The 22,838-nt window shown below is 68.7% G+C and carries 23 protein-coding genes and 2 pseudogenes; 15 read left to right on the top strand and 10 right to left on the bottom strand.

Annotation, left to right across the window (positions count from 1 at the left end; all coding sequences use genetic code 11):
- The first annotated feature begins 103 nt into the window (after positions 1–103).
- Together M878_RS73345 and M878_RS73340 are read left to right on the top strand one after the other, a co-directional pair.
- Entirely contained in the window at positions 104–1,456 is a 1,353-nt protein-coding gene (locus M878_RS73345) for a helix-turn-helix domain-containing protein (RefSeq protein WP_023549633.1), read from the top strand.
- Positions 1,457–1,492: 36 nt separating this feature from the next.
- On the top strand, positions 1,493–1,993 hold the full coding sequence (locus tag M878_RS73340; protein WP_023549632.1) for an NUDIX domain-containing protein: 501 nt from the start codon (positions 1,493–1,495) through the stop codon (positions 1,991–1,993).
- Positions 1,994–2,221: 228 nt separating this feature from the next.
- Here the strand turns inward: M878_RS73340 and M878_RS73335 are convergent, their stop codons facing one another.
- Entirely contained in the window at positions 2,222–3,058 is an 837-nt protein-coding gene (locus M878_RS73335) for a COG4705 family protein (protein WP_031225594.1), read from the bottom strand.
- Positions 3,059–3,226: 168 nt separating this feature from the next.
- On the opposite strand from M878_RS73335, the gene M878_RS73330 reads away from it, so the two are divergent.
- Positions 3,227–4,303 carry a bile acid:sodium symporter family protein gene (locus tag M878_RS73330; RefSeq protein WP_023549630.1) on the top strand — a complete coding sequence of 359 codons (1,077 nt, stop codon included), beginning with the start codon at positions 3,227–3,229 and terminating at the stop codon, positions 4,301–4,303.
- Between the two features lie 159 nt (positions 4,304–4,462).
- A complete protein-coding gene (locus tag M878_RS94670; protein WP_245238183.1) occupies positions 4,463–4,834 on the top strand; it encodes a DUF5133 domain-containing protein in 372 nt (123 codons plus the stop codon).
- 293 nt (positions 4,835–5,127) lie between these two features.
- Here M878_RS94670 and M878_RS73325 read toward each other — a convergent pair whose 3' ends face one another.
- Complete coding sequence (locus tag M878_RS73325) at positions 5,128–5,466, bottom strand: DUF1801 domain-containing protein (RefSeq protein WP_023549629.1); 339 nt, start codon at positions 5,464–5,466, stop codon at positions 5,128–5,130.
- A gap of 175 nt (positions 5,467–5,641) precedes the next feature.
- Here M878_RS73325 and M878_RS73320 point away from each other — a divergent pair, with 175 nt between their 5' ends.
- The 3 genes from M878_RS73320 to M878_RS73310 are packed head-to-tail and all read left to right on the top strand — an operon-like array spanning position 5,642 to position 8,867.
- Positions 5,642–6,295: a response regulator transcription factor gene (locus M878_RS73320; protein ID WP_023549628.1), complete on the top strand. Its 654-nt coding sequence runs from the start codon at positions 5,642–5,644 to the stop codon at positions 6,293–6,295.
- Entirely contained in the window at positions 6,286–7,554 is a 1,269-nt protein-coding gene (locus tag M878_RS73315; protein ID WP_031225592.1) for a sensor histidine kinase, read from the top strand. Before M878_RS73320 ends, M878_RS73315 begins: the two co-directional genes overlap by 10 nt.
- A gap of 38 nt (positions 7,555–7,592) precedes the next feature.
- The gene (locus M878_RS73310) at positions 7,593–8,867 is read left to right on the top strand and encodes a COG4705 family protein (protein WP_031225591.1); all 1,275 of its coding nucleotides are present in this window, start codon (positions 7,593–7,595) and stop codon (positions 8,865–8,867) included.
- Between the two features lie 232 nt (positions 8,868–9,099).
- Here M878_RS73310 and M878_RS73305 read toward each other — a convergent pair whose 3' ends face one another.
- The 5 genes from M878_RS73305 to M878_RS73285 are packed head-to-tail and all read right to left on the bottom strand — an operon-like array spanning position 9,100 to position 14,569.
- Positions 9,100–9,861, bottom strand: a complete 762-nt coding sequence (locus M878_RS73305) for a response regulator transcription factor (RefSeq protein ID WP_023549625.1) — start codon at positions 9,859–9,861, stop codon at positions 9,100–9,102.
- 26 nt (positions 9,862–9,887) lie between these two features.
- Positions 9,888–12,539, bottom strand: coding sequence for an FtsX-like permease family protein (locus tag M878_RS73300; RefSeq protein ID WP_023549624.1), 2,652 nt, complete (start codon positions 12,537–12,539; stop codon positions 9,888–9,890).
- The gene (locus M878_RS73295) at positions 12,536–13,198 is read right to left on the bottom strand and encodes an ABC transporter ATP-binding protein (protein WP_023549623.1); all 663 of its coding nucleotides are present in this window, start codon (positions 13,196–13,198) and stop codon (positions 12,536–12,538) included. The genes M878_RS73300 and M878_RS73295 overlap by 4 nt, the downstream gene beginning before the upstream one ends.
- Complete coding sequence (locus M878_RS73290; RefSeq protein ID WP_037730824.1) at positions 13,185–13,907, bottom strand: ABC transporter ATP-binding protein; 723 nt, start codon at positions 13,905–13,907, stop codon at positions 13,185–13,187. Before M878_RS73290 ends, M878_RS73295 begins: the two co-directional genes overlap by 14 nt.
- A 5-nt stretch (positions 13,908–13,912) precedes the next feature.
- Positions 13,913–14,569 carry a hypothetical protein gene (locus tag M878_RS73285; protein WP_031225588.1) on the bottom strand — a complete coding sequence of 219 codons (657 nt, stop codon included), beginning with the start codon at positions 14,567–14,569 and terminating at the stop codon, positions 13,913–13,915.
- Between the two features lie 153 nt (positions 14,570–14,722).
- On the opposite strand from M878_RS73285, the gene M878_RS73280 reads away from it, so the two are divergent.
- The 3 genes from M878_RS73280 to M878_RS73270 all read left to right on the top strand — a co-directional run bounded on the left by M878_RS73280 (position 14,723) and on the right by M878_RS73270 (position 19,308).
- The gene (locus tag M878_RS73280; protein ID WP_051430113.1) at positions 14,723–16,048 is read left to right on the top strand and encodes a sensor histidine kinase; all 1,326 of its coding nucleotides are present in this window, start codon (positions 14,723–14,725) and stop codon (positions 16,046–16,048) included.
- Between the two features lie 785 nt (positions 16,049–16,833).
- Positions 16,834–17,130 carry a hypothetical protein gene (locus M878_RS73275; protein WP_158692735.1) on the top strand — a complete coding sequence of 99 codons (297 nt, stop codon included), beginning with the start codon at positions 16,834–16,836 and terminating at the stop codon, positions 17,128–17,130.
- Positions 17,131–18,036: 906 nt separating this feature from the next.
- A complete protein-coding gene (locus tag M878_RS73270) occupies positions 18,037–19,308 on the top strand; it encodes a cytochrome P450 (protein WP_078630357.1) in 1,272 nt (423 codons plus the stop codon).
- Here the strand turns inward: M878_RS73270 and M878_RS73265 are convergent.
- Both M878_RS73265 and M878_RS73260 read right to left on the bottom strand, forming a co-directional pair.
- Positions 19,281–19,736 (bottom strand): GNAT family N-acetyltransferase, encoded by a 456-nt coding sequence (locus tag M878_RS73265; RefSeq protein ID WP_023549617.1) that lies wholly within the window; start codon positions 19,734–19,736, stop codon positions 19,281–19,283. The genes M878_RS73270 and M878_RS73265 overlap by 28 nt on opposite strands.
- Positions 19,737–19,936: 200 nt before the next feature.
- Positions 19,937–20,317 carry a hotdog family protein gene (locus M878_RS73260; protein WP_023549616.1) on the bottom strand — a complete coding sequence of 127 codons (381 nt, stop codon included), beginning with the start codon at positions 20,315–20,317 and terminating at the stop codon, positions 19,937–19,939.
- 143 nt (positions 20,318–20,460) lie between these two features.
- Here M878_RS73260 and M878_RS48640 point away from each other — a divergent pair.
- The 5 genes and pseudogenes from M878_RS48640 to M878_RS94660 form a co-directional block, all read left to right on the top strand.
- A pseudogene (locus M878_RS48640) lies at positions 20,461–20,676 on the top strand (transposase); the annotation flags it as partial.
- A gap of 51 nt (positions 20,677–20,727) precedes the next feature.
- Positions 20,728–20,904 (top strand): annotated as a pseudogene (locus M878_RS94665) (transposase); the annotation flags it as partial.
- A gap of 41 nt (positions 20,905–20,945) precedes the next feature.
- The gene (locus M878_RS73255; RefSeq protein WP_023549614.1) at positions 20,946–21,176 is read left to right on the top strand and encodes a FitA-like ribbon-helix-helix domain-containing protein; all 231 of its coding nucleotides are present in this window, start codon (positions 20,946–20,948) and stop codon (positions 21,174–21,176) included.
- A complete protein-coding gene (locus tag M878_RS73250; RefSeq protein ID WP_023549613.1) occupies positions 21,173–21,571 on the top strand; it encodes a type II toxin-antitoxin system VapC family toxin in 399 nt (132 codons plus the stop codon). Before M878_RS73255 ends, M878_RS73250 begins: the two co-directional genes overlap by 4 nt.
- A 190-nt stretch (positions 21,572–21,761) precedes the next feature.
- Positions 21,762–22,115, top strand: coding sequence for a DUF2397 family protein (locus M878_RS94660; protein WP_245238408.1), 354 nt, complete (start codon positions 21,762–21,764; stop codon positions 22,113–22,115).
- 18 nt (positions 22,116–22,133) lie between these two features.
- On the opposite strand, the gene M878_RS73245 is transcribed toward M878_RS94660, so the two are convergent.
- On the bottom strand, positions 22,134–22,757 hold the full coding sequence (locus tag M878_RS73245) for a DUF6000 family protein (RefSeq protein WP_023549612.1): 624 nt from the start codon (positions 22,755–22,757) through the stop codon (positions 22,134–22,136).
- Between the last annotated feature and the right edge of the window lie 81 nt (positions 22,758–22,838).

The raw sequence follows: 22,838 nt of genomic DNA, 5'->3' as shown, positions 1-22,838 counted from the left end.
CCGGGCGGCTGATATTCAGTGAACACGCCGTCACGCACAGTGGGTACGGTGAGAGACAGTTGAAGCGGTATACGCGGTTTACAGCTCCGGAGCGGAGGCGATCGTGGCAGCGCAGAGAGAACCCAACTCCCGCCTGCGCGAGACCATCGAGGCGACGGGCTGCACCTTCGAGGCTCTGGCGAAGGACATCCGACGCATCGCTGCCGAGAACGGCGAGACCCTCCAGACCAACAAGTCGGCTGTCTCCCACTGGGTGAACGGCAACCGCCAGCCGACCGGCCGGACCGCCCGGTACCTCGCCGAGGCACTGTCCAGGCGAGCAGGCCGCACGATCACTGAGACGGAGATTGGTCTCCATGGAGGCGAGGCACCGACCGAGCAGGCTGATCCCGTCCTCGCCGCGACCGACCTGGGCCGTGCCGACGTCGAACACCGGCGCTTCCTGGCCGTGGCCGCCTTCACCGCGGCCGGCGTCGCCATGCCCCTTGCGTATGACCACGAAGCCACAGCGCGCATGCTTCGAGCCCGCACCGGTAGCTCCCTGGTCGGTGCGGAGGACGTGGACGTCGTACGCCAGATCACTGCAGCTTTCAGTGTTGCCGACGAGCGTCTCGGTGGCGGCCACGGGCTCACCACCGTCACCGCGTATCTCGCCGACACCGCTGCCCCCATGCTGCGCGGACGGTTCCCGAACGAAGCCTTACGCCAGGCAGCCTTCGGGGCCGTCGCAGAACTCACCTACCTCGCAGGGTGGAAGCACCACGACCTCGGCCAGGAAGGTGCCGCCCAGCGCTACTACCAGGTCGGATACCAACTCGCCTGCGAAGCTGACCCGCACGGCCACGCCGCCTGGATGATGCGCGCCCTCGCCCACCAGGCCCTCAGCCTCAAGCAGCCCCACTACTGCGTCGACCTCGTCGAGGGCGCACTGACCCGCGGCCTGGGCCGCGTCGACGGCCAGACCGAGGCGCTGCTCCACATCACCCATGCCCGCGCGTACGCCGCTGCGGGCGAGAAGCCCGCAGCGGCCCGCGCCCTGCTCGCCGCCGAAGACGCCCTCCTGCGCGACGACGGCCCACAACCGAGCTACTCCCGCGTCAGCGGCCCGGCCGCCGGCACCGTGGCCAGCCACACCGCCCGAACACTGACCGACCTCGCCGACCACGTGGGCACCGAGCAGCAGCACCGGGACGCGTTGGTGCGCTGGGACCCGGAGAAGTACAAGCGGGTCCACGCGCTCACCTACGCGGACCTGGGCGACAGCCTTGCCGCCCAGGCCCGCGCAGACGAGGCCGTCGCCGCCTGGTCCCAGGCCCTGACCCTCATGGAGGGCATGACCTCCGACCGCACCCGCAAGGCGATCAGCTCGCTTCGCTCCACCCTCGCCGTCTACCAGCGCCGCAGGGTGCCCGGGGCGGCCGAACTGGCCCGCCGCGCACGCGAAGCACTGGCCTAAGCTGCCCACCAACCGGCCGACGAAGGGACACCAACCGTGGCTCAGCCGAACACCGACGACCAGCCCAAAGCCCTCCCACCCGCCCTCGAATCCATGACACTGCTGGTCGCCGCCGTCATCGTCCACGACAAGGCCACCAACCGCGTCGTCCTCCTCCAGCGCAGCCAGAACGCCAAGTTCGCCCAGGGCATGTGGGACCTGCCCGTCGGCAAGAGCGAGCCCGGTGAGCCCATCACCGAGACGGCGGTGCGTGAGCTGTACGAGGAGACCGGCCTGATCGTGAAGCCAGAGTCCTTGAAGGTCGCCCACATCATCCATGGCGCCTGGGGCGTCGAAGCTCCCAACGGTTTCCTCACTGTGGTCTTCACCGCGCACGACTGGACCGGCGAACCGGAGAACCGCGAACCTCGCAAGCACGCTCAGGTCTGCTGGGTCGACGCCGATGCCATCCCAGGCGAGTTCGTGGACACCACCGCGAGCGCCCTCCACCGCTATCTCACTGGTGGCCCTCAGGTATCGCTGGATGGGTGGAAGTAGGGATCAGCACGGCGTCAGCGTGGCCCTGGGGCGACCTGGAGCAGGGGCCAGGACGTCGGCGTAGGCGTCAATGTGGTCGTCGGGGACGCCGTTCCTCCGGCGCCGGGTACTGCCGTGTATGGCAGGGCCTGTTCGCCCTCGTCAGCGTGGGTGTCCGGCTCCTCAATTTCGTCCGGATCGGGCCAGCGCACCGGCAGCGTTGCCTGGCGTGGTCTGGATTGTGGTGGCTCATGCCACGGGTGCCCCTGCCTGCTCTGGTGCGGCGATGTCTTTGCGGGTGACCGAGAGGTACACGACCAGGCCGAGGATGACCGCCAGGAACAGCCCGCTGGTGATGACGGTACCCAGGCCCAGGCCGCCGTCGCCGGTGGGCTGAGAGAGGTAGTCGCCCACCGAGGCACCGAGGGGCCGGGTGAGGATGTAGGCGATCCAGAAGCTCCAACCCGCGTTCAGGTCAAGGGAGAACCAGGCGAGGGCGATCGCGGCGATGGCCGCGGCGAAGAGCACGGCCGACACCCAATAGCCGAGGTTTATCTCCGCGGCGACCAGGTCGCCGGCGGAGGTGCCGAGCGCGAAGGTGAAGAGGACGGCGAGCCAGTAGAACACCTCGCGGCGGGTGGTGTCGATGTGGTGGATCGACAGGGTGCGCTCGGTGCCGTACCAGAGGGCGAAGACGATCACCAGGGCGATCGCGAAGACCGTGGTGGTGGTCTCCAGCGCGACGCCCATGTTGTCGGTGAGATTGTCGCTGACCAGGGTTCCGACGACGCTGATCAAGGCGACGGCGGGCCAGTACACGCCCGGCCGGTAGCCCTTTGTGCGGAACTGCACCACCAGGACGACGGTGAGCAGCGCGCTCATCAGCAGCGAGACTCCGGTTAGCCCGAGGCCGGCCTTCTCGTTCAGGAGGCCGGCGGCGGTCTCGCCGACCGTGGTGCACAGCACCTTGATCACCCAGAAGCTGACGGTGACCTCGGGCGCCTTGTTCCAGCGCAGCCGGTGACGGGAAGGGGCTGCCTGGCCGACCTCCTCAAGCACCGAATTCTCAGATGTCTCGTATGCCATGTTGCCCAACCGTGGCACCGGGCGCCTGAACACATCCTGACTGCCGCCGTGGATCACCCGCCCCGCCAGTCCAGTGCGCGCACCATGGCTCCATGCACACGCACGCATATGGTCTCCACATAGCGGTCTTCCGTCCCGCCCCTGCCCCCGCGACGGAAGAAGACCGCCATGCACGCACCCGCTCCCACTGCCACCCCGGCGCCCACTGACCGCGCGAGCGCCTGGCTGCGGCGCCGTCTGGGCCGGGCCGTCGTCCTGTCCTACGCCGCAGCCCTGCTCGTGCCGGGCCCCGGCCTGTGGCTACGCCACTCCCACGCACTGCCGCTCGGACCGCTGATCCGAGTGCCGGTGTCCACCGCACCATGCCTGCTGTGGCTGGTGCTGTTCTCATCCGGACTCCAGGTCCCCGTCCGTGAGCTGGTCCGAGTCCTGCGGCGCCCGAGTGCACTGCTCGCCGGGCTTGCGCTGCACCTGGCGATCCCGTTGCTGGTCATCCCGCTCGTCGCGGTCCTGCTGCACGCCTCGCCCGACTCCGACGGCGGCAGCGGCCTGGTCACCGCGATGATCCTGATCGTGGCGATGCCCGTGGCGGCCGGCGCCACGGTGTGGACCGGCAAGGGCGACGGCGACCAGCCGACCATGGTCGGCCTGGTCCTCGCCTCCACCCTCATCAGCCCACTCACCACACCGCTCGTGATCGAGCTGCTGTCTCCGCTGCTCAGTGGCGGCTATGCCGGCTCGCTCGCCGCGAGTGTCCACACTGCGGACGGCGGCTTCACCTTCGTCGGCGTGGTGCTGCCCTGCGCGGCGGGCATCCTGGTCCGGCTCGCCCTGCCCGCGTCGTTGCGCGGCCGGGTGCTAGGCGCAGTCGTGCCTGCAGCCCTGGCCGGCTCGCTGGTCCTGACGTACGTCAACGCCAGCGGCGCCCTCGGCTCCTTCGTCGCTCGGCCACGCCCGCTGCTGCTGGGCGCCGCGCTGGTCGTGGCGGCACTGGTCTGCCATCTGTCGTTCGTGCTCGGCCGCTGCGCCACGCGGCTGCTGCGGCTGGACCCGCCCGCCGCCTCCTCGCTCACCCTCGCCTGCGGCATGAACAACAGCAGCGCCAGCGCCGTACTGATCACCGCCGTGCTCCCCGACAAACCACACCTACTGCTCCCGGTCCTCGCCTACGGTCTGCTCCAGAAGACAGCCGCCAACCGAGTCGTACGGGTCCGGCCTTCCACGGTGTTGCGTTCTATTGCCTAGAACATCGCGGGCCTCGGCCCAACGCCGGGAACCGGCAGGACACCGGTGCGCGCTAGCTGTCGCAGCCTGTTCCCAGGATGCGACAGGCGTCGATGGCTGCGACCGTATGGGCGAAGAGCGATCGATGCGGGCGGGTCCGCATGGGAGGTGGTCTTGGCCATGGCGTATCCTCCGCACTTGCGAGAGCTGGTCGAACGATGCGAAACGCTGAGGCGTCGCCTGGCCGTCGACCACAGCGCCGAGACCGCCCGCAGACTTGAAGATGCGACCCACACACTGTGCCTGCTCACCGGGACCCGTCGACTGGATACAGCGCTGTACGTCGCCCGTCAGCAGATGGCCGAGGCGATGAGACGCAAACAGCCCACTGAAACGCGCAGCCGTAAATGTCCAGGTCAGGTAAGACACCCTGGCTGCGGTCCGAAGACGATCAACACGGTCCCAGATCCTCGCCACCACGGATCTGGGACCGCCATCATGCGCGCTACGAACAAAGTACTGCGAACAGCCCGTTTTGAGACCGATGAGTGATCGATCAACAAAACCGAGTTCGCGACCTGCCCGTCTTCACGCTGTCCCACCCCGCGGATCGGCACGAGCATCACCGAAGCCATACATGCGCGTCCCGGACGGTGTCCTCGTCCGCCTGCACCAGCAGCTTGTGCCCCCTGGTCGGTCAACCTGCGGACACGGAGAGGCTGTGCGACCACACCCCCAACGGTCAGACCAACGGACGTCACCGCACATGCAACCGCTAGGGCGGAACCCGGGCCGGCCGTCCAGGGTCCGCCCGGCTGTGCCTGCGTGCAGGGCCGGGCTTCCGGTCAGGCCCTCAGCGCGGCACGGATGAGAGCGCGTAGTTCATCGTCGGTGACGACCGCCGTGTCCTTGGACCGCAGCCGAATGGTGGCCTTTCCGCTGATGAGCGTGGGATGGCGGGAGCTGAAGCCACCATCGCGGTCGGTTCCCCACCCGTAGATCGAGACGCCATGCTGCCAGACACCGACGTGCAGTCTGCGCTTTTCGACCCGGTAGGTGGGCATTCCGTAGGACAGCGCCACGCTCGCCTGCGGGAATTCCTCCAGGATCAGCCCGCTCACCCGGTCGAAGAGCGAGCGGTGACCTGGCGCAATGGCATCGATGTACTCCTGCACAGAGTCCATGCGCCCCATTGTGGTCCTCCCGCGAACCCCCACTGCTGCGGTTCGGTCGGTCGCGCCCGACCGTCGCGGCTTCAGGGCAAAGCAGGGGCGTGCGGCACCAGCGGAATGCTTCCGCCCGTCAGGCGGCTGACCAGGGCAGATGGAGAACTGGGACGGGAGTATCTAGGGTCAGCACGTGGCTTTCATCATGGTGTGTGAAGACGACGCGGCGGTCCGCGGCGTCCTCAAGCGCGCCCTGGAGCACGACGGCCACACCGTCTCCGTCGCCGCCACGGCCGACAGCCTGCTGCGGCAGCTCGCACCGGCGCCCCACCTGGTCGTCCTGGATCTCGGGCTCCCGGACGCCGACGGCCGCGACGTCTGCCTGGCCCTGCGGGCTCGCGGCGTCGACGCGCCGGTGTTGATGCTCACCGCCTTGGACGGCCTGCATCACAAGGTGGGCGGCTTCGAGGCCGGCGCCGACGACTACATGACCAAACCCTTCGACATCCCGGAACTGCTGGTCCGCGTCCGGGCGCTGCTGCGCCGGGCCACCGTGGCGCCCGCACCGCGCGAGGTCGTCCTCGATCCGGCGAAGCACGTGGTGACCTACGATGCGGTGAGCATGAGCCTGACCCCGACCGAGTTCCGGCTGCTGGGCCGCCTGATCGCCTCGCAGGGCGACGCGGTACGCCGCCACACCCTCATCGCTGCCGGCTGGCCGCACGGGGCGCAGGTCAGCGACAACACCCTCGACTCCTATGTGCGCCGGCTACGGGCCAAGCTGGGTGCGCTGGGGGTGGCCGAGCGTCTGGCGACCGTCCGCGGCGTGGGCTACCGATGGCAGTGACGGGATTCCGTAAGCGGGTCGTCGCACTCACCGTGCTGATCGCCACCGCCGTGGTCGCGGTCCTGGTCGTGGTCTCGCACGTGCTGCTGAGCCGGGTGACGGACGCCGACGCACACGATCTGGCACGTACGCGCGCCGAGGCGGTCGCGGCGAACGTCACCGCCAAAGGCGGCCGTGTCGTACTCACGGAGAACAGCAACGAGGCGCTGGACGAGGTCGCCTGGGTGTATGCCGACGACCGCCTGCTCGACGGGAACGTGCCGCCGAGCCTGGTCGATCGCGTCGAGGAGCTGGCGGACTCGGGGCGATCGCAGACCGCATCGGTCGGCCATTACCTCCTGTACGCGCGGCAGGTCCCGATCGACGGCCACCACGTCATGGTGATCGTCCGGGTGGACCTCACGCCCTACGAGACATCCGAGCAGCGCAGCCTGACCTTGTCCCTGATACTCGGCGGCCTCACGATCCTCCTCGCCGGCGGTGTCGCACACCTCGTGGTGCGCCGCGCGCTGCGGGTCGTGCACGAGATGGCCGCCCTCGCCGACGAATGGGGCCATCACGAAACCGGGCGCCGCTTCAACCTCGGGGTCCCCCGCGACGAGTTCGGGGAACTGGGGCGGACCCTGGACCACCTCCTGGAGCGCGTCGACAACGCGCTGGCGGACGAGCGCCGGCTCACCGACGAGATCGCCCACGAGCTGCGGACACCGCTCACGGTCCTGCGGGCCGAGGCGCAGCTGGCGCAGCTGTCCGGCGAACCGGTGCCGACGGAGGCGGTGCTGAGCGAGGTCGACCGCCTCGATACGGCGATCACGACGCTTCTGCGCGCCGCGCGCGCCCGCACGGACGACGGGACCCGGTGCGACCTGCGCTCCGCCGCCCGGCAGGCGATCGCCGGCCGCGCGGTCGAGGTCGCCTTCCCCGCGAAGGTCGAGGTCGCCGTGGCGGCCGACGTCGCCGTGTCGCTGCTGTCACCCCTGCTGGACAACGGCCTGCGGCATGCCAAGTCCCGGGTGTGGATCACCGCCCGCAACGAGGGCGAGGCCATCGTGGTCGATGTCCTGGACGACGGCCCCGGATTCGATCCCGCGGACGTCGACCGGGTCTTCGAAGCGGGTGTGACCGGCGGCGACGGGTACGGGCTGGGGCTGCCGGTGGTCCGGCGCATCGCCGCCTCGGCCGGTGTCGAGGTCCGCGCGATCGCGGACGGCCGCGGTCACGTCGAGGTGACACTCCCGGCCGCCCGTGCCACCACGTAGTCAGGTTATGTGCAGATTCCCCGCGTAAACCTCCCCGCATGACAACGACAACGGAAGCACGCACGCGCAGCGGGCGTCTCATGCTCAACAAGGTTCCCGAGGTCACCATCTGGTTCTGGGTGATCAAGGTCCTGTGCACGACCGTCGGTGAGAGCTTCGCCGACTGGATCAACATGAAGCTGGGCGTCGGCCTGGTGAACACGGCCTGGATCTTCACCGCGGTGTTCGTCGTGGTCCTGGCCGTCCAGCTGCGGCTGAAGCGGTACGTTCCGTTCCCCTACTGGCTGACCGTGGTCGTTGTCAGCGTCACGGGCACCCTGTACACCGACATCCTGACCGACCAGCTGAACGTGCCGCTGTGGATCAGTTCCGCGGTCTTCTCGGTGCTGCTCGCGGTGGTCTTCGGAGTGTGGTGGGCGCGTGAGCGCACGCTGTCGATCCACTCGGTCACGACGCTGCCGCGTGAGTCGTTCTACTGGCTCGCCGTTCTCGTCACCTTCGCGCTCGGCACCGCGACCGGCGACTGGACTCTGGAGCTGACCGGCTGGAGCCCGGGGGTCTCCGTGTTGCTGCCGCTCGGCCTCATCGCGGCGATCACGCTGCTGTGGAAGTTCGGCGCGAACCCGGTGCTGTCCTTCTGGCTCGCCTACATCCTGACCCGCCCGCTGGGCGCGAACATCGGCGACTGGCTCGCCTCCCCCAAGGTCGCCCAGAACCCGGGCGACCCGACCGGTCTCGACCTGGGCACCTTCACCACCAGCCTGATCTTCCTCGGCCTGATCCTGGCGACCGTGGTCTACCTGACGGTGACGCGCTCGGACGTGACCGAGACCCACGAGGCGACCCACGCCGCGCCGGCCACCAGCAACCCGCGCAGGGAGCGCACCGCGCTGGCCGGCTTCGGAGTGCTGGCCGTCGCCACCGCGGTCCTGCTGGTCTGGGCCCACGGCCAGCCGCACGTCGGCCCGGCGCCCGAGACCGACAACACCTCCGCCGTCCAGATGGCTCCCGGCCAGGCGGTGAAGAAGTTCCCGCCCGCGAAGGTCGACGCACTGAAGAAGCTCGCATCGACCTCGCTCAAGGACGCTCGCTCGGGGGACGCGGCCGGAGCCCATGCGGCAGCCCAGTCGCTGCGTGACCTGTGGGATGCCGACCAGGCATCGCTGCAGCCGCTGGACGGTACCGGCTGGACCTCCATCGACGCCCAGATGGACAAGGTGCTGGGGACCTTCGGTATCGATCACTCGAACCCGCCGATGCCGCCCGCGCAGCAGGAGAAGGAACTGAACGCCCTCCTGACGGACATGGGCTGACAGACCGCACAGCGCCCCGGCCGGCCCACCCGGCCGGGCAGGCTCAGTGTGCCGAAGCGGCGCGGAGAACCGCGCTTCCTCGGCACACGCCGGCGAGCCGCGGCCACCGTAATGCGGCCGGGGCCGCCTGCGGCAGCTTGGGCATGTCCGCAGACTCCCGTGGGGCGGTCGCTGACCGGATGGCGTCGGCCGAATGAGTGCAGACCCTCCTGCGCGAACAGGCGAGGGCCGGTCAACTCTTCGTCCCGGCCTCATCGCTCCAGCCGCAGCGCTCGAGGCGGTAGCCATGCCCTCGGAGCGTGGTGATATGGGGCAACCGGCAAGGGCGGCCGGACTCCTCCGCGGCCTGGGTGAGGCGTCGGCGTAGGCCGGCCATGGTGACGTCCAGGGTCTTGGTGGGGCCGAACCAGTTCTCGTCCCACACCTGTGCCATCAGCGTTTCTCGCGAGACGGCGGTGCCGGGGTTCTGGGCGAGCAGGGCGAGGAGGTCGAATTCCTTCGGCCGCAAGGAGATCTCCGTGTCGTGCAGAGTGCAGCGGCGTGCCGTGGTGTCGATGACCAGGTCGCCGAGCCGTAGTGGGGGCTGCGGCTGCGATGTGCTGGTCTGTCGGCGCAGGTGGGCGCGGAGGCGGGCCAGCAGAACGGTGAGGCTGAAAGGTTTGACCAGGTAGTCGTCGGCGCCTGCGTCCAGGCCGGCGATGACGTCGATGTCGTCGGTACGGGCGGTGAGGATCACGATCAGCAGGTCGGGGAAGCGGGCGCGCAGGGTGCGGGCGAGGTCCAGTCCGTCGAGGTCGGGCAGGCCGAGGTCCAGGAGAACGGCGTCGTAGGCGGTGCGGTCCGTCTCCGTCAGGGCCGAGGCGCCGGTGCGGCTCCAGGCGGGGGCGTAGCCGTTGACGCGGAGGCCGGTTTCCAGGTGGCGTCCGATGGTGTCGTCGTCTTCGACGACCAGGATGTGCAGGCGGCTGCGGTCCTGTGCGGCAGGCGTGCCCATGGCAACAGAGTAGACAGGTCGCTCCCTCACAGGTCGCGGAGTTCCTCCACCGCGGGGCGCCGGGCACTGCGGACGCCGTTCAGGGCTGCGGCCAGTACGGCGATCAAGGCGGCCATTCCGGTCAGGGTCAGGTAGACGCCGGGCACCGCCAGGGCGGCGGGCGGCGGGTCGAACACGCCGGTGAGTACCTTGACCAGCATCTCCGACAGCGCCCAACCGATGACGGCACCCCCGGCCAGGCCGCCTGCGGCCAGCAGGAGGGCCTCGGTGAGGACCATGCCGCGCAGCTGGCGTGTGCGTGCGCCGAGGACGGTGGCGATGGCGAAGGTCCGGCGGCGTTCGGCGAGCCCGAGGGCGAGGACCAGTCCCCCGGCTCCGGCGGCCAGCAGGACCGCGAAGGCAAGCTCGATGCGGGTGAGTCCGGCCAGGTCGACCGAGGTGAGGCTGGTGCCGACGGTGCCGCGGGTCTGGGTGAGGTCGCTGACGGTGGCGCTGGTGCCGAGCTGCGAGCGCAGGCGCGTGGCGATCTGCTTCTGGTGGGTGCCGCCGGTGTCGAGGAGGAAGACGCCGACCGCGTCGCTGCCGGTCGCCTTGGCGATGTAGGAGGCGTTGGCGACGAAGAAGCTGTCCTTCGGCGCCGTGGGGAACTCCTTGGCGATGCCCGCGTAGTGGAAGAGGACCGTGCGCAGGGCCTTGGTGCGGGCGTCCTGGATGCGCAGGTTGACGGTGTCGCCGGGGGAGAGCTGGAAGTCGTTGACGGTCTCGACGCTGACCAGCAGGTTGTCGGGCCGTTCGGCGAGGCGCCGCATGAGTTGCCGAGCCGTGCCGCCGGCGAAGTAGGCGTCCTGGAGGGAGGTGGCGCTGGCGATGGTGTCGGGGCGGACGCCGTAGAGGTCCTGGAGATCGGAGCCGACGTAGGCGAAGCGGTGCTGGAGGGGTTCGACGTGCCGTACGCCGGAGATCTTCAGGGCGGATCCGGCGCCGGGTGGGACACGGGCACCGGGTGGTTCGGTGACGGTGACGTCGGCGCCGTTGGTCAGGCGGGCGTCGACCTCGGCCTGCTGGCGGTATGTGGCGTTGAAGACGGCGGTGGAGAGTGCGAAGGACACAGCGAGGGCGAGCAGCACGACCGAGCGGGCCAGAGGGCGGCGGCGCCGGGAGAGGGTGGCGGCGGTGGTGCCGGCGAGGGTCGTGGTCAGCGGGCGGGCCAGCCGGGCCATGGCGGGACGGCCGTGGGTGAGGGCGAGGAGGGTGAGCCGCCACAGCAGCAGCGCGGCGCCGATCCACAGCAGGGCAGGTCCGAGGAAGGCCCAGTACGACACGGAGATGCTGGGCACGCCTTCCGGGGCCAGGACCAGCGCGTACTGGTTGCCGGAGGAGGCGCGGAAGACCAGCCAGGAGCCGATCAGGAGGGCGAAGTCCAGGCCGTACCGCATCCACCACGGGTTCCGGGTGCTGCGGGCGCCGGACTCCTTGCGGGTTTCCGCGACGGTCACCGTGTGCAGGTCACGCAGGGCCGGGACGAGGACGGCTACCGCGGCGACGGCGGCGCCGAGGACGAATGCAGTGCTGTACCAGGCGGCCCAGGTGCCCGCGCCCGCTCCGAAGGAGGCGGCACCGAAGGCGAGGCGGCCGGTCAGGGCGGCGACGCCCAGTCCGGCCAGGCCGCCGGCGAGACCGATCAGCGCCGCTTCCAACCCGGCGAGGGCGGTGATCTGGCGGGGGCGCAGGCCGCGCAGCCGTAGCAGGCCCTGCTCCTGGCGGCGCCGCTCGCCGCCGGCGGAGGCGACCGCGGCGGTCAGGGCGGCAGCCAGGACCGCGCCGGGGACGCCGAGGAAGAGGAAAAGAATCTGGGCGTACAGGGCGTCCTGCCGGGCGGAGTCGAGGGCGGCGCCGACGTTGTTGCCGACCAGCGCGGCGCCCGCGGAGCGGGCCTCCAGGTTGTGGGCGGCGCGGGTGACCGCGGTGAAGGCGGCGGCTGGGTCGGAGGGCAGGCGGGCGTCGTCGCGGGCGACATGGATCTGGGTGGTGACCGCAGAGGCACCCCGGGTCAGTGCGGCGAACCTGGCGGCGGGCAGCAGGACGACGTTGTCCGGGGGTGCGGTGGGCTGGGACTGGCTGGGTGCGCCGACGGTTTGGAAGAGGGAGTCGGCCTGGGGCAGGTCGATCACGCCGTCTACCTTCACCGGCCTCAGCCCGATGCCGGGAAACTGGACGGCGATGGTGTCGCCAGGAGCGGCGTGCAGGTTGGAAGCGGTCTGCTGGGCCAGCAGGACGCCGCTCGGGGAGCCGGACAGCGTGCGGATCGCGTCGGGGAAGAGGGCGCGGTAGCCGTCGGGCAGGCCGAGGGCCATGCCGGGGCCCGTGGTCTGGGTACTGCCCTGGACGCGCGCGGTGAAGCCGGTGGTGTGGGCGAAGCCGACGGGCAGGGCGGCGCGGGTCCCCGGCGCCTTGCGGACCAGGGACATTACCGCGCCGGGGTCGACGCCTGGCTGTACCTGGACCTGCCAGTCGACGGCGACCGAGCGCACGGCACGCTGGGTCATGGTCGCCTTCGACGCCGTGAGGAACGAGCCCAGCGCGGCGACCAGGGCGACCGCGAGGGCGATCCCGGCCAGCGCAGCCAGCAGACGTCCGGTGCGGTGGCGGGCCAGGCCGACCGTCCACGAGCCGATCATGGCACCTCCTCGGGTGCGAGCAGCCGGCCGTCGCGCATGGCGCGCCGGGTGGTGAAGCGGGCGGCGACGGCGGGATCGTGGGTGGTGACGACGAGGGCCGCGCCGGTGTGGTCGGCGGCAGTGAGGAGGGCGTCGAGGACACGGCCGCCGGTGGTGTGGTCGAGGCGGCCGGTGGGTTCGTCGGCGAGGATCAGGCGTGGGGACTGGGCCAGCACCCGGGCGACGGCCACCCGCTGGGCCTGACCACCGGAGATCTCCTCGGGCAGCCGGTCCGCCAGGTCGGCAGCGTCGACCAGCGTGAGCGCCGCGAGGGCGGCCTGCTGGGCCTCGCTTTCCGGGCGGTCGGCGAGGACCAGCGGGAGAGCGGTGTTCTCGACCACGTTCAAGGCCGGGATCAGGCTGTCGCCCTGGAAGACTAGGCCGATGTCGTACGGCCCCAGAAAGGCGGCCCGCCGCACGGTGCCGCTGGTGGCCTGTTCGAGCCCGGCCAACAGGTGCAACAGCGAACTCTTGCCCGACCCGGAGGGGCCGACGACGGCGAGCCGGTCGCCGGACCCGATCTCGAGGTTGGCGCCGTGTACGGCCACGACCGCCTGTGTGCCCCGGCCGAAGGTGAGCGCCGCGTCAGCGCAGGTCACGAGCACTTCATCCGGTGACATCGGGCACCTCATGCGACGCGGGACGGGCAGTCCGAGCCGAGGCGTCGGTGGCCCTGCCATCCTCCAGTGCGATCACCCGGTCCGCGCTCCGGACGACTTCCGCGCTGTGCGTCACGATCAGCACCGCGCACCCCTGTGCGGCCCGCTCTCGCAGCATGGCGAGGACCACTCGCTCGGTCTCTCCGTCGAGTTCGCCGGTCGGCTCGTCGGCCAGCAGGACAGCGGGCGCGTTTGCCAGCGCCACGGCCAGCCCCGCCCGGGCCAGCTCGCCACCGGACAACTGCCGGGGCAGCGCATGCGCCCGATCGCCGAGGCCCACCTGGGTCAGCAGCTCCCTGGCCGAGGTGACGTGCTTACGGCCGGCGGCGCGCTGCGGCAGGCGGACGTTGTCCCGCACGCTCAAATGGGGCAGGAGATTGCGTGTCTGCAGCAGCACGCCGATGTGCCGGGCGCGCAGCCGGGCCCGCTCGGTCTCGGGCCGGTGGCTGATCCGTACGCCGTCCACTCGGACCTCGCCGCCCGAGGGCTCGTCCAGCCCGGCCAGGCACGCCAGCAGGGTCGACTTGCCGGATCCCGACGGTCCCACGACCGCCACCGTCTCGCCCCGCCCGACCCGCAGCGACACCCCACGCAGCGCGAGCGTCTCCTCCTCGCCAGCCCGGTAGAAGCGGTACAGCTCACGGGCAGCCAGCACCGGCTCGGACGCCATGGTGTTCACCGCCAGGCGAAGGAGTCGCTGATGATCCGCCACGGGTCGACGTTGTCGGCGTTGACCGGGCCGGACAGGGTCAGATCCACCTCATGGCCCGACTTGTAGAAGGCATACCGCTCGAACCCGTCGCGCACCACCTTGCCCGTGACCGGGTCCTTCGCCGAGTCGCCCTGATAGGTCAGCCTGACGACACGGCCGGCGTGCCGGGACACCTCCGACACCTTCGGCGCGGCGAACTTCGGCACCTGGGAGCGCAGCTTGGGGACAACCGTCTTGGTCACCGAGTCGACCGTGGGCGCGGTGGACGCCGAGACGGCCGTGATCCTCACGGTGTTCAACTTGTCGGTGAACACCGTGCTGCCTCCCTGCTCGGTACGGGCCCAGCCCTCAGGCACCTTCACCGTGAAACCGGTGAAGGACCCGCCTGTCGGCCGGTAGGCGACGTACACCTGGTTGTCGGGGATGTCGCCGGGCGGATTGGATTCGGTGGGAGCGGGTGCCGGGTTGTTCTGCCCGTTTCCGACGCGCGCAGAGGAAGCCGGCGGTGATGATGTCGTCGAACCGGAACCGGAGTGCGAGCCGGAACCGGAACAGCCCGCGGTCACCGCCGCGACGAGCACCAGTCCGACTGCCGCGGACGTCCGTGCGTGTGCTGCCATCACCACTGCCCTCCAAGGAATCCCCCGGACCGGACCGTCATGGCACCCACGCTAGAAAGAGGCCGGTTAACGCCCTGCTCGCCGAGGGTTAGACGACGGCAAAAGCGTGCGCCTCGCCCCGCGCGCCCGGCCGGGCCGCCGCATGATGAGGGCATGAGACAGCGCGTGGTGCGAGTCGCCCTCACCGCCGCGTTGGTCGCCGTGGTCCTGCTCGCCGTCCCCCTGGCCCTGGCCATCAGGTCCTCCCTGTACGCCGGGCAGCGGGACACCCTGGAACGCGCGGCCCTCGCCGCTGCCGTACGGGTGAGCCCGGACTATGCGACCGGTGATCCGGTGGAACTGCCCAGGGCGCCGGCAGGGGGGCATCTGGGCCTGTACGACCCGCAGCAGGCCAAACGTGCGGGCAGCGGCCCCCGGACGGCGGACGCGCCGGTCCACCGCGCCTTTGGCGGAGAGGTGATCCGGGGGCGGTCGGGCGGCGACCTGGTCGCCGCCGTACCGGTCTCCCACGCCGAGCATGTGATCGGCGTGGTCCGCGCGTCCTCCCCCGCTGACGCCGTACGCGACCGGGTCCTGGCCGCGTGGGCCGTGCTACTCGGCGTGACCGTAGTCGCCCTGACCATCGCGGTGCTGGTCGCCCGTCGGCAGGCTCGGGCGCTGGCCGCCCCGCTGGAGGACCTCTCCCGCCACTGCCGGGCCGTCGCCGAAGGAGACCTGAACGCGAGGGCGGCCCCCAGCAACATCGCCGAGATCGATCAGGTGGCCCGCACGCACAACACCATGCTGCACACCCTGTCCGAACTTCTACGCCGCGAACGCGACTTCGCCACCAACGCCTCCCACCAGCTGCGCACCCCACTCACCGGCCTGCAACTCGCCCTGGAATCGGGTCTCGCCCAGGACGACGACACCCGTCTACGCCCCGTGCTGACCGAGGCACTGGCAACCGCCCATCGCCTCCACCACACCGTGGAGGAAGTGCTGCGCCTGTCCCGCTCCCCGGACCGGCCCCGCCCGGCCGCCGGGGACATCGCGGTGGCACACCTCCTTCAGGAGACGCAGGAGCACTGGCATGGCCTGTTCGCCGCCGACGGCAGACGCCTGGAGTGCGGCACACATGACGCACCCGCGGATGTCCTGGTCCCCAGTGGCCCCGTTTCGGAAGTGCTCGGCGTCCTGCTGGACAATGCACGGGTGCACGGACGCGGAATCGTGCGACTGGTGGTGCGGGACCTAAACGACGCCCTCGCCTTCGACGTGAGCGACGAGGGAACCGCGGAGGGCGAGCCGGCGCAGCTGTTCGACCGCGGACACACCGGCGACGGCCACGGGACGGGCATCGGCCTCGCCCTCGCTTCCGAACTGGCCCACTCCATCGGCGGCCGACTCTCCCTCACCAGAAGGGCTCCGGCCACGTTCACTCTCCTCGTCCCGGTCCGCGGGGCCGGCTTCGAAGACAACGCACCGGCCTGCAGATGAATGCCTCTTTCCGACATGCTCGGCTCCGGGGGTGTGGCTTGCTCCACTGCCCTTGTGCCGAGCCGATCCGATGGGCCCGGATCCACGACGGCCACCGCACAGACGGGGAACCTGCGATACCGGGCGTGACAGCCCGCAGCCGTGCCCTCGCCGGAGCGCGCCTTCCCGACGGGGAGGCCCGCTCCGACATTGCCGACTGATGCCGACGTGCGTGCGCGATGCGTGAGCGGACTGTCCGGCACAGGCCACCACGAGCCGGATGAAGCACACAGCCGCGTGACGCTGACCAGGCGAGACAGCAGCACGCGGCAGCACCACGCACGCCCCGGCAAGGTTTCGATCCCACTCCTAAAGCGGGTGTCGCAGGTTCGAATCCTGCCGGGGGCACGACGCATTACGCCGCTGACCTGGGGTTTCCCCTCCAGGGAGGCGCTTTGGTCGGCCTCGGACGCCCTCGTCCGGGGCCGCATGCGTGAGCGGACGAGGAGTTGATCTGCCGAACGTCGCCCGGCAGGTCAGCATCATCCGGGCCTCGTCCGGCGCCGTCCACCGCCTGTCCAGCCCCCCGCTCCACCGCGGGTCAGGACACCCCGATCCACCCGAACATGTGGAAAGGGTGCTGGGGGCAACCCCTCACGAGTGCGAGTCTCGCGTGCTCCGCAGCCGCCAGCGCAGACGAAACGAAGGGCGCACGCTCCCGCATCCCATTGCAGGACCTGATCACCCTCGACGACGCCACGGCGGCACTCGACGAACGGCAGGAAGAAGAACGACTCCGAAAGCACGTGAGCGAAACCGACACCCTCCGCCTCGCCGACGGCGGCACCGCACCGCCCCTCACCCAGCCCGCCGAGCCAGGACACCTCACCTGGCACCAGGCCCACCAGGATGCCGAACAGTTCCGCGCCGACCGGCAGGACGCCATCCACCGAGCACAGCAAGCCCTCCAGCTGATCGCCGAGAACTGGCCAGCCGTCCAGGACCTCGCCGCCCGATCCGGCACCGCCTACGCGCGGGACATCCTCGACTGCCTCGCACCCGAAGCCCGCTCCCTCGCCCAGAGCCTGACCACCCTGGCCTGAACACGGCACATCCCCTCAGGGCCGGAGCCAAGAAGGTCATGAGGGGGACTCCCTGCCGGCGCCGGGCATGGGCCGACGCACTGTGTTGGACACCAGGCATGGGTACCGCGTGCAGAGGGCGGGGAAATCGTACGAACGACCGACAGGCGCAAGGGGTTCACCGCACCGGCCCAGCCGCCTCACCCGCAACCGGCGATCTTCCGGGGAACCCCAGAGCGGGACCGGCCCGATCAACTGCCGTGCCTCATCCGGCAGATCACTCGGGGGAAGCGTGCTGTAAGGACGCGCGTAGTCGGCCGTTATGCCGGTTCCCATCGAGAGCCCCCACCGGATGGTCCTGACGGGGGCATTTTCGTGTGCTCGATCATGCGTGCCAGACCGTTCCACGCTCGACCAGGCCGCGCCGTCCGGCGTTCCCCCATTCGGCTCACAGCGGTCGCCGGTGGTCGCGGGGCAGGCTTTTCTGACAGCGCGTCCCGCGCTTGAGAGCGGGCGTGAGGCGAGGTGAGCTCGCCTCACAGACCAGGCCGGCTCTTGCCGGCCTCCATCGAGAAGTGGAGAAGGCAATGCAGTACGAGAAGGGACAACACGTCGATCCCTGAAAGCTATATCGAGGGGGAGGAATAATAACAGATCAGACAATGAGTCGCCCAGCCGTTACGGGCGGGCGACCCTGTGGTGAAGCCTTACTGCGCAGGATCTTCGGACCGAGTATTGGCCGCGAGGTATACGCGTAGGTCGACGGGCCCTTGGGTGGGGTCGGTTTCGGTGCAGTGCACGGTGCGACACAAGGATAATGGTGAGGAATCATCAGCCCGCCTAGCGTTAGGGCCTGCGGCGCTCCGGAAGAGCATCATTCAATGTAGCTCTGCTGCGACCCGTCGCTCAATACGCTTGAGGAATCTCATGGTGACAATTCCTGTTGACACTGTGGACCCGTATGACTCCCTGCCCTTCGATATCCGCAGTGCGGAATTCCGCGCAAACCCCAACCGCTACTACAGCCAGTTGCTGCGTCTTGGTCCGGTGCATTGGGTCGCTGACGGAAAAGCCCTTGCGCTAAGCCACAGCGCCTGTGCACAGGTACTGCGCTCGCCCGAGTTCGGAATCGGCACGCCAGAGCAACACAAGACGAAGTTGAAAGGAGCACAGACTCGCTCCTTCCTCCAGCTGGATCCTCCGAAAGACGCTCGTATGCGCAGCAGGATCAGTGCACGGTTTGCTCCACATGCCGTCAGTACGCTTGAGACTCTGGTTAAGAACCGAGTGGAAGCGCTGTACCAACAGAGTCTTGCCGCTGGCGCCATCGACTTCGTCGCAGACTTCGCCGAGCCGCTGGCCACGTACGTGATCGGCGAACTCCTGGGGGTACCTCCCGAGGACCATGCGTGGTTCCATACCCATGCCAAACAGGTAGTTCAGGGGTTGGACCCAGAGGTCGCGCTTGAGAAGACCGACTCCTCCATCGTCCGTTCGCGGATTCGATTCGTGCGATATTTCCATCAACTGGCCGGGCAGCGACGTGCCGATCCGCGGGATGACGTGCTCACGGACCTCGTCGTCGACGACGGACGACACTGCGACGCGGATGCCCGGATCAGCGACGCTGCCGGGCCCGATGAGGTGATTTCGTCGGCTGTGCTCCTCCTGACTGCCGGGATCGCGCCCATCGTGGATCTACTGAGCTGCGGTCTGCACGAGCTGATTCGTCAGTCGAGGTCGTTCGAACGACTCGCCGCCGACCCGCGCATCGCACCGTCAGTGGTGGAAGAGCTTCTGCGGCTGCAGCCGTCGGTGCAGTGCCCCGTCCGCAAGGCGTCGACCGACGTTACGATCGAGGGAACCGACATTGCGAGGGGCTCCACTGTGGTGGCGGTGCTCGGTGCCGCCAACCGGGATCCGGCTGTGTACGCTGATCCGGATCAGATCAACCCCGATCGTCGGCGAGCGGGCGGACACCTTGCGTTCGGAATGGGGCCTCATTTCTGCCTGGGGGCGGCAGTGTCGCGGCTGCTGGCGCGGGCGGCTTTCATCGCATTGGCCCATCGAGAACCCAAACATCTGGTCGAGGACCTCGACCCTGTCTACCGGATGAACCTAATGGTCCGGGGCCTTGAGCGGCTTCCTGTGCAGTGGGTAGCAGGTAAGTCTCAGGACAGCGGCTTGCGCATGACGTAGGCAAATCCGAACCTAGTCTCGCTCTCGCCGATATCGGTGAATCCGAGCTTGAGGTAGAACGAGTGTGAGGGGATGTTGGCATAGCGCTCTATGTACTCGTAGCCATCTCGAGCAGCCAGGCGTTCGATGTGCAGCATGAGTCGCCGACCAATGCCTCGGCCGACCATATCAGGATCGACGAACAATGCGTAGACATTATTGCCATCTCTCGAGACGGTGCCCACAACTTGGCAATCGGTCTCGGCAACGTAGACCTCCCAGCTGCGAGATACTTCGACGAACCACTCGGCCGTGAAGTGCGAGCACATCTTCTCGATTATCTGTGATGGATAATCGCGATTAATCACTTCATACAGACAGCGCTGGGCAATATCCATTAGCCGCACACCGTCTCCTACCTCGAACAGTCGGATCGCGATATCGGTCATTAGTGGTCCTCCGGTGAGTGTTGAGGCACAGCTGCCCCCCTTCTCTCCTCGACCACCTGGCCCCGCGAGTTCGGCCACTTCGCGGATCGGGCAGATCTTATAGTGGCGGGTCCTCCACAGCGTCCCGCTCATTCCAATCCGCCAGGGACTCGGCAACTCGATAGAGGGAACTGCCAGGGCTGCCGGGATTGCGCGAATCGTCAGTTCCGTACCGTCCCTGGCATCGGGACGAACGACACGACGGCATGCACCATGAGCTTTTCGCCCTGGTGAGCGAATCCTTGGGCCACTACTTTGGAACGTCCGCGACGTATGACTTCGCCCGACCCGATAATATCCCCATCGTGCACGGTCGCTGGACTCAGCATATGTACGGTAAAGGCAGTCGTCATCATCGCCGGAAAACAATCTTCCTCAGCTGGCACAAGGCTCCAGTAGGCCGCTTCATGGGCCACAGCCGCCGTGATTCCCGGATAGATGAAGCCGAGGCGCTCGTCGACACAGAACCGCGCGTCAGGGGTTAGCAGCACACCCTTGGGGCCTCGCTCCATGGCGAGCATCCCGTCAAGAAAGCAGTTCATGGCGTGGCCCTTTCGCGGCGCCGAAAAATTCCACTCAGGTAGAAGTATGGCCGTGAACCGTCCAGAGCGCCTGTCCACCGTCGTGGCAGGTCGATGGCCAGGGTTTCACGGGCAGCGCAGAGCATCATTCTGCCGTCACCCGAGAGTTACGCAGCCGCGGCATCCGGCACCGCATCGCCCGCAAAGGCATCGAGTCCTCCAAGCGACTGGGACACCACCGCTGGACCATCGAACGCACCTTGTCCTGGCTCGCCGGATTCCGCCGCCTCCATCGCCGCTACGAACGCAAAGCCGAACACTTCCTGGCCTTCACCAGCATCGCGTGCACCCTCATCTGCTACTGCCGACTCGCCAAATGAGATGACTTCTAAGACGGTGTCCTACTGTGGTGATCGCTCGTTGGGCTGTCCATGGGGCGGGGAACGTGGAGTTGGATTGTTCCGGACGGCTTGTGGGAGCTCGCCAAGCCGTTAATTCCGGAGGACCGGGTGCGACCGCAGGGCGGTGGAACGCCGAACACGCCTGATGAGACGCTGTTCGCGGCGATCATCTACGTGCTGGTCAGCGGATGTGCCTGGCGGGCTCTCCGTGAGCAGCAATGTGCATGCATCGGCGCTAGAATGCATGCATGACTGTTCTGACGATCCGGGACATGCCCGATGACCAGCTGCAGACCCTCAAGGTTCGAGCGGCCCAGGCCGGACAGAGTCTGCAGGCGTACGTGAAGGACGTCCTGGCCCGTGAGACCGCTAAACCGACTCTGGCCGAGATGATGCAGCGCCTGGACCGCGAAGCATCCGCGGACGTCAGCACCCGCGATGTGCTCGAGGCCATCGACGAGACGCGGGCCGGGCGTTGATCGTCCTCGACTGCTCGGCTCTCGTGCCCGCCCTGACCTCCCGGACCGCCGGGGCTCATCTCCTGCGTGGACGTATCGCTCAGGCGAGCACCGTTTTCAGTCCCACTCTGCTGGACTACGAGATCCAGTCCGCACTGCTGGGCATGGAACGCGGTGGCAAGCTGACCGCCAACCAGGTTTCCAAGGCCATCGACGACTACCGGCTGTTGCCCCTGACCCGGCACGAAACCCTGCCGTTCTTCGACCGGATTCGCGCCCTGCGCCAGAACCTGTCCGTCTACGACGCCCAGTACGTCGCCCTCGCCGAAGCTCTCGGCATACCGCTGGTCACCTGCGACGCACGGATCGACCGCAGCGGCGCGGCCAAGTGCCCGATCGAAGTCTTCGACGCCTGACTCCGCATCCGTCCCTCGCTGACGGCACTAATCATCACCGTCCGCGATGCTTTGGTGGCAGTTGTCGGCCCAGGGAAGGCATCGGTGACGATGTGGAGGCGATGACGTCCACGTCTCCTGGCCCGGAAGGGGCACCGTACGCGCCGTTCGCGCATCTGACGGCGCCCAACGCCGCTCTCTACGCCAGGTGATGCGGACGTTCCTGTCCGCCAAGGACCGGTTCGCCGTGCATCTGAGGCCTGAGGACGTGCAGGCCGCGCTCTCCGCGGAGCACCGGCCCGCCGACCTTGACGCCGTGGTCAAGGCGCTGGACAGTCTCGTCGGCTGGGGGAATCTCCGGTCCGACCCGGACACCGCCCGAGTCACGCGAAGAGGTCGTGCCAGACGCGTGCCAGAACCTGCGGGGAACCACGCGGTACACCGGGGAATCAACGAACCCGCCCACCAGGCGGCCGCATGCTTCCGTTGCAGGTCAGCCCCCAGCGATCAGCAATCACCTCAGCTTCCCAAGCTGAGGGCACAACGCGCTGAACGATGGTGGTGACCATTTTCGGCGAGGGACTCATGTCCGCCTGTCGGGGCAGTGCTTGGCAGCCTCACCAGCGAAAGCGCAGAGCTCGCCGATGAATTCTCGGTAGCTGTCGGGGACCCCGCGGTCCTTGCTGGGCGGCCCGTCGATCCACTGCTGCCAAAGTCCGTCAGGCGCGAGGAACCGGGCCGCGTAGTCAGCACCGAGCTTGGCGTCGAGCAACAGGAGCGCGCCGAGAGCGGCTGTCTGGTCGTAGTAGAGGTCAGGGCGCCGCAGGTAGCGGTCGAGGTAAGCGACCAGGAGGTCAGCGTCAGCCCGGGTGCCGAAGACGGCCAGAGCGACACAGTACGCCTGCCCCGCGTAGGGCCCTTCACTGGCGAGCAGGAGTTCGCCGAGACGATCCCGGAACTCGGTTCTGCCGGCCACGGCGACGAGCCAGGCTGCCGTCTTGCGCTCGCGCCACCCTCGGTCGAGCAACGTGTCCAGTTCCCGAGGACTGATCTCACCGGCAGCCTGGCCCAGCTTCCGGAGGAACTTGGTTCGGTCGCGTCCGCCCATCCCGAGAAGGCTGCCGCCAAGTTTGAGGTACCGCCGGTCGGGCGTGACGTAGCGGCGGATCAACTTGAGCGGCTCTTCCTCTTCGTCTGCGCGGCGCATGGCAGCATCCTCGTATGGACGAAGCTGTCAGACCAGCAAATTGGCAGGTCGGACGCCTCAGCCCTGCGTGCCCATCCGTCT

The organism is Streptomyces roseochromogenus subsp. oscitans DS 12.976, assembly GCF_000497445.1.
Lineage (GTDB): Bacteria > Actinomycetota > Actinomycetes > Streptomycetales > Streptomycetaceae > Streptomyces > Streptomyces oscitans.
Note: the sequence above shows the minus strand (reverse complement) of the source record. Positions and strands in the feature narration are given on the sequence as shown.

Coding starts and splice junctions, on each gene's coding strand:
- M878_RS73335 (WP_031225594.1), bottom strand. CDS start 3,058: ATGGCATACGAGACATCTGAGAATTCGGTGCTTGAGGAGGTCGGCCAG.
- M878_RS73330 (WP_023549630.1), top strand. CDS start 3,227: ATGCACGCACCCGCTCCCACTGCCACCCCGGCGCCCACTGACCGCGCG.
- M878_RS94670 (WP_245238183.1), top strand. CDS start 4,463: ATGGCGTATCCTCCGCACTTGCGAGAGCTGGTCGAACGATGCGAAACG.
- M878_RS73325 (WP_023549629.1), bottom strand. CDS start 5,466: ATGGACTCTGTGCAGGAGTACATCGATGCCATTGCGCCAGGTCACCGC.
- M878_RS73315 (WP_031225592.1), top strand. CDS start 6,286: ATGGCAGTGACGGGATTCCGTAAGCGGGTCGTCGCACTCACCGTGCTG.
- M878_RS73310 (WP_031225591.1), top strand. CDS start 7,593: ATGACAACGACAACGGAAGCACGCACGCGCAGCGGGCGTCTCATGCTC.
- M878_RS73305 (WP_023549625.1), bottom strand. CDS start 9,861: ATGGGCACGCCTGCCGCACAGGACCGCAGCCGCCTGCACATCCTGGTC.
- M878_RS73300 (WP_023549624.1), bottom strand. CDS start 12,539: ATGATCGGCTCGTGGACGGTCGGCCTGGCCCGCCACCGCACCGGACGT.
- M878_RS73295 (WP_023549623.1), bottom strand. CDS start 13,198: ATGTCACCGGATGAAGTGCTCGTGACCTGCGCTGACGCGGCGCTCACC.
- M878_RS73290 (WP_037730824.1), bottom strand. CDS start 13,907: ATGGCGTCCGAGCCGGTGCTGGCTGCCCGTGAGCTGTACCGCTTCTAC.
- M878_RS73285 (WP_031225588.1), bottom strand. CDS start 14,569: ATGGCAGCACACGCACGGACGTCCGCGGCAGTCGGACTGGTGCTCGTC.
- M878_RS73280 (WP_051430113.1), top strand. CDS start 14,723: ATGAGACAGCGCGTGGTGCGAGTCGCCCTCACCGCCGCGTTGGTCGCC.
- M878_RS73270 (WP_078630357.1), top strand. CDS start 18,037: ATGGTGACAATTCCTGTTGACACTGTGGACCCGTATGACTCCCTGCCC.
- M878_RS73265 (WP_023549617.1), bottom strand. CDS start 19,736: ATGACCGATATCGCGATCCGACTGTTCGAGGTAGGAGACGGTGTGCGG.
- M878_RS73260 (WP_023549616.1), bottom strand. CDS start 20,317: ATGAACTGCTTTCTTGACGGGATGCTCGCCATGGAGCGAGGCCCCAAG.
- M878_RS73255 (WP_023549614.1), top strand. CDS start 20,946: ATGACTGTTCTGACGATCCGGGACATGCCCGATGACCAGCTGCAGACC.
- M878_RS94660 (WP_245238408.1), top strand. CDS start 21,762: ATGCGGACGTTCCTGTCCGCCAAGGACCGGTTCGCCGTGCATCTGAGG.
- M878_RS73245 (WP_023549612.1), bottom strand. CDS start 22,757: ATGCGCCGCGCAGACGAAGAGGAAGAGCCGCTCAAGTTGATCCGCCGC.